This is a genomic window from Paracnuella aquatica, from assembly GCF_003332885.2.
GTDB classification, from domain to species: Bacteria; Bacteroidota; Bacteroidia; order Chitinophagales; family Chitinophagaceae; genus Flavisolibacter; species Flavisolibacter aquaticus.
The window spans coordinates 1-5730 of record NZ_QOWJ01000030.1 but is presented as its reverse complement, the minus strand read 5'-3'; the positions used below and the strand labels follow the sequence as shown (position 1 = coordinate 5730).

General features: G+C 39.4%; 6 protein-coding genes. 1 reads left to right on the top strand and 5 read right to left on the bottom strand.

What is annotated here, in order from left to right; genetic code table 11:
* Window positions 1-351: 351 nt before the first annotated feature.
* From DRJ53_RS20830 to DRJ53_RS20810, 5 genes are all read right to left on the bottom strand, one after another.
* Window positions 352-1053: a hypothetical protein gene (locus DRJ53_RS20830; protein WP_123893767.1), complete on the bottom strand. Its 702-nt coding sequence runs from the start codon at window positions 1051-1053 to the stop codon at window positions 352-354.
* Between the two features lie 153 nt (window positions 1054-1206).
* Window positions 1207-2103 (bottom strand): DUF4259 domain-containing protein, encoded by an 897-nt coding sequence (locus DRJ53_RS20825; protein WP_114237604.1) that lies wholly within the window; start codon window positions 2101-2103, stop codon window positions 1207-1209.
* A gap of 194 nt (window positions 2104-2297) precedes the next feature.
* On the bottom strand, window positions 2298-2735 hold the full coding sequence (locus tag DRJ53_RS20820) for a hypothetical protein (protein WP_114237603.1): 438 nt from the start codon (window positions 2733-2735) through the stop codon (window positions 2298-2300).
* 313 nt (window positions 2736-3048) lie between these two features.
* Window positions 3049-4521 carry a trypsin-like peptidase domain-containing protein gene (locus DRJ53_RS20815; protein WP_114237602.1) on the bottom strand — a complete coding sequence of 491 codons (1473 nt, stop codon included), beginning with the start codon at window positions 4519-4521 and terminating at the stop codon, window positions 3049-3051.
* Between the two features lie 193 nt (window positions 4522-4714).
* Window positions 4715-5194 carry a hypothetical protein gene (locus DRJ53_RS20810; protein WP_206609857.1) on the bottom strand — a complete coding sequence of 160 codons (480 nt, stop codon included), beginning with the start codon at window positions 5192-5194 and terminating at the stop codon, window positions 4715-4717.
* Window positions 5195-5324: 130 nt separating this feature from the next.
* Here DRJ53_RS20810 and DRJ53_RS20805 point away from each other — a divergent pair, with 130 nt between their 5' ends.
* Entirely contained in the window at window positions 5325-5621 is a 297-nt protein-coding gene (locus tag DRJ53_RS20805) for a hypothetical protein (protein WP_123893765.1), read from the top strand.
* Window positions 5622-5730: the final 109 nt, after the last annotated feature.

Here is a 5730-nt window from a genome sequence, read left to right as displayed (position 1 = left end):
CCGATTTGAAGGAAGCATCGTACTTGCGCCGGGGTTTCTGTGCATTTTTGTGCTGCATTGTTACTTGCTAATTTACGCAAGTCAACTGTCCAGAAAAATTAGACCATCTCACTTGTCGTTGCAGTCAACCTGAGTCCAACTAATTGATTGAGGTATCGATGTATCTGTTCTTTCAAATGTAGGCGGCTTTAGTAATGGCTTATAACGGAACAGGTGTTTATGAAGTAGCGGTCTTCTGTGTTACTTCAGCTTCACCTATATTCCAAAGTTCATTAAAGATATGCTGTTCAGTATTTGTAGTCAAGCCGCTATTTCATAAACACCATGTTAGCGGTTCGGCTTTCTATTCAGTCAAGTATGTTCATAGATATATTGAGTGGTTGATATTTTTTCTGCTAACTCGCTGTCTTTGTCTGCAAAATGAAAAAAGCCTGTTTCCAAATGTTTTGAATTGTCCTTAATCCATTTAATCAGTTTTTCAATTGAAGCATTGTCTAACTCTCTAAATTCTGTTTTTTTACCTGTTAAGTCATTGTAATAGTTGTACACTAAGTCAACAAAATTTGAAAAACTGTTGTCTTTTATGCTAACTGTCCAACGGTTGAGCAACTGTTCAATGTCACCCGTTAACTTGTATATCTCGGTAAAAGCCTCTTTGTCGAAATAGGACTTATGTTTCGTTTGATCACTCCACCAAGCCAATAGAAAATGAGTAATGGCTCGTCTTTCTTTGTCTGCCCACTCCTGCCATTTGCCATATTGAAGTTTTCCAAGAACCACAAAGGTGTCAACGATAAAATCAGTGGTAGCTAAAAGTTCAAATATTCTTGGCAAGTAATGCTTGAAGTCATCTATGTCACCCCAAGTTGTCATTGCTTTGAAAGCATATCTTGAAAGGTCTTCTTCAGTCAGGTCTCTTAATTGTTTTGAATGAATTTTCTCTTTGTCGGTGTCAGAAACGCAACAAGGACAACCTTCCATTGTTGATTTGAAAGGATAAATCGAAAATGTGTCGTAGAGATTTTCAAGTGCTATTTTTAGTTCTTCTGTCATTGCTTGGTGTCTCAGTAAGCTGACCGCTAACGGTTCGGGCATTTCTGCAGTAGCGGAAGTCCGTGTTCCGTCAGGATAAATTTATTGATAAAGTTGAATAGTGTTACTCTTGCTCAGCCCTTATTCTTCTGCCGCTATTGCAGAAATGCCATGTTATACGGCGTTTTGTGGTTTGAGTTTTTCTCTGAATATCTTCTTGTCCCATTCAATTAGCTTCGTTTCCAGCTTGTTGTCTCGTTTTAAAAATTCCTGCACAGAAACATTCAGAGGTCTGTCAGATTGGTGGTTGAGTAGAAACGCTAACTGCTCGTTATACAACTCGCTTATTTTGTTCCAGTCACCAATAGGAGTGCCAACGCCAAGCCATAAATACTCGTCCTTTTTGATTTCCCCTACCTTATGTGCAAGTTTTATTCTCTTAGCCATATTTCTTGCCGAAAAGATGGCTTCAAAATATCCTCTGTAATAGTTGTTTGACCCACCTACGTCCAAATAGAAAATGTTTGCTTTAAGTACTTCTTCAACACTTATCGGTTTAGAAAAGAAACAGTCGGTAAAGACAATTGTGTTTTCGCCATCATTTCCGTAGTCTTTCTGCTTAGTCACAATAGCTGCTACATATTGTTCAGGGTTAATTTCTATCCCGATAACGTCACCAGCTTGAAAGAAAGCCTGTCGAGTGACTATTTTCTTTCTTTTCAGAGAAGTTGGACGGTGCGTCTGTATTTTGGTAATGAACTCGGAAAGTGCTTTTATCCTTTTTTGAAACAGTTTTTTGTCTTCAGCCCACAAAGTCAGCCACTTCTCATCGGTAGCAGCTTTTACTTTTCCCAAAGTGTATTCCTCTAATTCACCACACATCCATTGTCCATAAGCAATACCTGTCCAGATTTCAGAATAGTTCTCTTCATCCTTTTCAGGTTGATATTCTTTTTCAAGTTGTTGTCTTATTTCTTTGGCAGAAAGACCGCTGTTGTACAACTCTTTGAACTCCGTCCAGATGTCAACAGTAGTATCGTTGTGAAGTATGCCTGTTCCCCAAGTTCCCATAGTTAGTTTGATGGTTGTTTAAATGCCGTATAACGGAATGGGGCTTTACGCAGTGCGGGGCTCCGCAGCCCTGTCGTTCAGCTAAAGATAAGAACCCACAACAATTGCACAAAAGCCCGTAATATGTTCTTCAGCCCGCATTGCGAGAAGCCCGTGTTGTGCGCATGTCTTGCTGATAGGAGGAACTCGTTAGCTCATTTTTTTATCGGCAGGAAGAAAGAGCAAGCCCATACGATAAGGGCTGTAATCCAAGCGTAATAACCTAGCCCTTTGGAAAGGATCGCTCCGGTTCTCCCACTTTCGGAAACCAATATCTCCCGCCAAAACATGAACGAGGTGGATAGCACGACTGAACTCAAACTGGGAAGTACCGCTCTTTTATCGCGTCGAAACGCCAGGAATATTGACAATGCAAACAATGGGTTGGCGAGCCAAACAATCCACTCTAATAGTCCTCCACCTAGGATAATAGTAGCTCCGACCAAAAGTGCAGCCAAGCCGGAATAGCGTTCTGGTCCGTCAAAATGTGCTGCTGAAAAGGCGTTTTGTGTCAATGAGAAGAAAAATAATGCAAGGCTTGGTATAAGTAGCGCTTTGCGCTTTCCCATTATGGGTTTTTCAGCTGTCTTCATTCAGGTCGTGTAATGTTAGTTTTAAATTGCCAGAGTTTGTCACAGTTGCGCACAACGGATAGGGCTTTCTGCTGTGGCGGCATTCATTGAACGTCCAGCCCCGAACCGCTGCCCAATAAAGTTAATAATGTTGATAACAAGAACTACAGTCAAATGTTATTCGTCACGCTGGGACTGCTGCTGATGCCTGCACATAGCCGAAGTTTTGTTCGTCGCCCCGCCATAGCAGCAAGCCCCATGTTGTGTGCAGTCAGTACGAACTATAGATTACATAGTCAAATCGGAATGTCTTTCAAATTGAATAGGCTTTTTGTCATTTACATTGTGAGAGCCACCCTGATATTTGTTCTGCTGCTGCTCTATCTTTAACGACTAGGTCATTTATTTCTTTCGCTTTATTGAAGCTTATACAAGATTGCATTTTGTCACCCATTTCACTATATGTTATACCTAAAGCAATATAAGCACCTACATCTGTTTTATTTAATCGAAGGCAAGATTGGAAATCGCTTATCGCTGATTTATACTGCTTTAATTCCAAATAGCAGAAACCCCTGTTGTAATATTCATTTAGTGATAATAACCCTTCAGTCTCTGATTCAATGGCTAGAGTAAAAAACTGTATTGCTTTTTCATACTCTTTTTTGTTCATGAGTTTTTCACCTATTTTTTTTAATCCAAAGGCACACGAAAGGGGGTCTATTTTTAGTGCTTCTGAATAAGAGTATTCAACTAATTCATTTTCGGGTCCTAGCCATTCATATGCCAGTGCTGACATATTACAGAAGCATGTTGCATTTTTATTATTTATCTCAATGGCTTTGAGATACGCATCTCTTGATTTTTCAAACATTCTCGACCTTCTATAAATCTTACCTAAACCAACATAATCCATATCTTTTAATCTATTCGATGGATTAAGTTGAATTGCTTTTATCAAATCCTTTTCTGCTTCTGTATAATTGTCACTTCGTAGAAATGATGAGGCCCTGAAATGATAGGGCAACCAATTGCTTGGAGACTTTTTTATTTGTAGGTTACAAATTTCTACTGCCCTTTCAAAGTCTCCTGACAAATCAGCTCTCATATAAGCTGCAATAAAGTCTTCATAAACTATTTCTTTATAAGCCTTTTCAGTAGAAATGTTTAAGTTGTTTGTCAGATATTTAGAGTTCTTTATGTTGACTGCGAAGTTTAGATTTTGATTTAAGCGACTTTGGTCTATTTGTCCGAATGTGGTCATTCCAATGACTTCCCCATTCATATTAAATAATGCGCCCCCACTGCTACCAGGTGAAATTGGTGCAGTAATTTGATAGCATTCACCATAGTTTGTAATTGACCGTACTGATGAAATGATTCCGGAGGAAACCGTGCTTTCTAAGCCATCGGGGTTGCCAATTGCGAAAACGTCATCTCCCTTTTCGGCATTCCGTGCTGCAATTTTTACGGCAGGAAATGAAGTACCTGGAACAGCTTTGATTTTAATTTTTGCAATATCAAGATTAGGATTATAGTCAATTATTTTTTCGACTTCATAGAACTTGCCTTCTATGGTTTTTATTCTTGCCTTGAAAGCGTCTCGAATGACGTGTACATTGGTAAATGCGACACCTGTATTCTCAATGAAAAAGCCTGAGCCTGTAGAAATCATTTGGCTCTTTTCATCAAAACATTGAACCAAGAAAACGGATTTTTCATTTTCTTTCACTAAGGCTTTTAAATTTTTTTGCCCGTATATAAAAGTAGAAGCCGTTAAAGCTAAAAGCAGAAAGATTTTGGTCATGACCTCAAAATTAGGGTTTGGTTGATTTAATTGCACACAACGGATCGGGTGTTGCTGTCAGTAGGTGCATTTGGAAAACCGCAGCTTCACTTTCATTCTGTTGCTAAATAAAGATAATGAGTTGAAAACATATTCTTCAGTACCTATTGCAGCAAAACCATGTTGTGCGTTCGTGCTGTCGTAATTGGATAGTCTACACCGATTCAAGGGACTTATCAATTACCCAGGGTATTTTGGTATCAAACTCGATTTGCACCAAACCTGTCTTATCAGCAAAAAATGTCAAGTCATTGCCCTCAGCAAAACCAATGAAAAAATTCTCAGTTATGGGAGTTAAGTCAAAGGTGTAGCTTTTTGATTCAGGTGGGACACGATAGCTTTTTCCCGAGGTAATTTGTCCCTTAAAATGAAACCAGCCGCCAATGTGGTGAAGTCCGTTTGGTAGAATTTGCCAGGATGTTATTTCTACTTCTTTTTTGTAGTCAACCCCTAATTCAGTGAACAGGTCAATTATTTCATTCGGGAATACATTGTCACGGTAGGCTACGTAGTTCTTGCAATCATTGCAAAGGCAAGTATCAGCACCACTTCCGGAAACACCAAAATATGTTTGTTCCGTCAACACTTTGTCAACCTCAAAAACCCACTCCCTAAAATTTACAATTGAAGTCACTATTAAATATTCTTTGTTAGTTCTGGGTATTGGTGCCTTGCATGACGCACAACGTGTAGGGTGCTTACGAAGTAGCGGCACTTGAAAATATGCTGCTTCAATTAACCACTAAAGCTAAATAGTTATTCAAATGTTCAACCGTAATTCCTTTAGCCGCTATTTTGTAAGCACCATGTTAGCGGCAGTCCTTTTGTCCTGTAACGAATTTAAAGAACCGAAGGTCGGCGAGGTTTGGCGCTGGACAGTTAAAGGCGAAAATAAAAATCCTTTCTCAAGCGGGTACAAATTAAAACCTTATTACGATTTCAAAGTGTTGGCTGTTCAAAACGGATATGTTCAGTACTTGGACTTGCGTGATAGTTCTGTAGAAAGTTCAACTATCCAAATGTTCAAAGTGTCAGCGGAGTGCCTGTCGGATTGCCGCTAACGTCCGACAGCTTGCTGCAGTAGCGGCATTCTGTGATTCGTCAGCCTAAATTTAGTACTTAGTTCAATGGAATTATTGCAGATCAGCCTATGTTCGTCAAGCCGCTATT

Excerpts from the sequence above, each read along its gene's own strand:
- DRJ53_RS20830 (WP_123893767.1), bottom strand. The coding sequence starts at position 1,053 with ATGACAGAAGAACTAAAAATAGCACTTGAAAATCTCTACGACACATTT.
- DRJ53_RS20825 (WP_114237604.1), bottom strand. The coding sequence starts at position 2,103 with ATGGGAACTTGGGGAACAGGCATACTTCACAACGATACTACTGTTGAC.
- DRJ53_RS20820 (WP_114237603.1), bottom strand. The coding sequence starts at position 2,735 with ATGAAGACAGCTGAAAAACCCATAATGGGAAAGCGCAAAGCGCTACTT.
- DRJ53_RS20815 (WP_114237602.1), bottom strand. The coding sequence starts at position 4,521 with ATGACCAAAATCTTTCTGCTTTTAGCTTTAACGGCTTCTACTTTTATA.
- DRJ53_RS20805 (WP_123893765.1), top strand. The coding sequence starts at position 5,325 with ATGTTCAACCGTAATTCCTTTAGCCGCTATTTTGTAAGCACCATGTTA.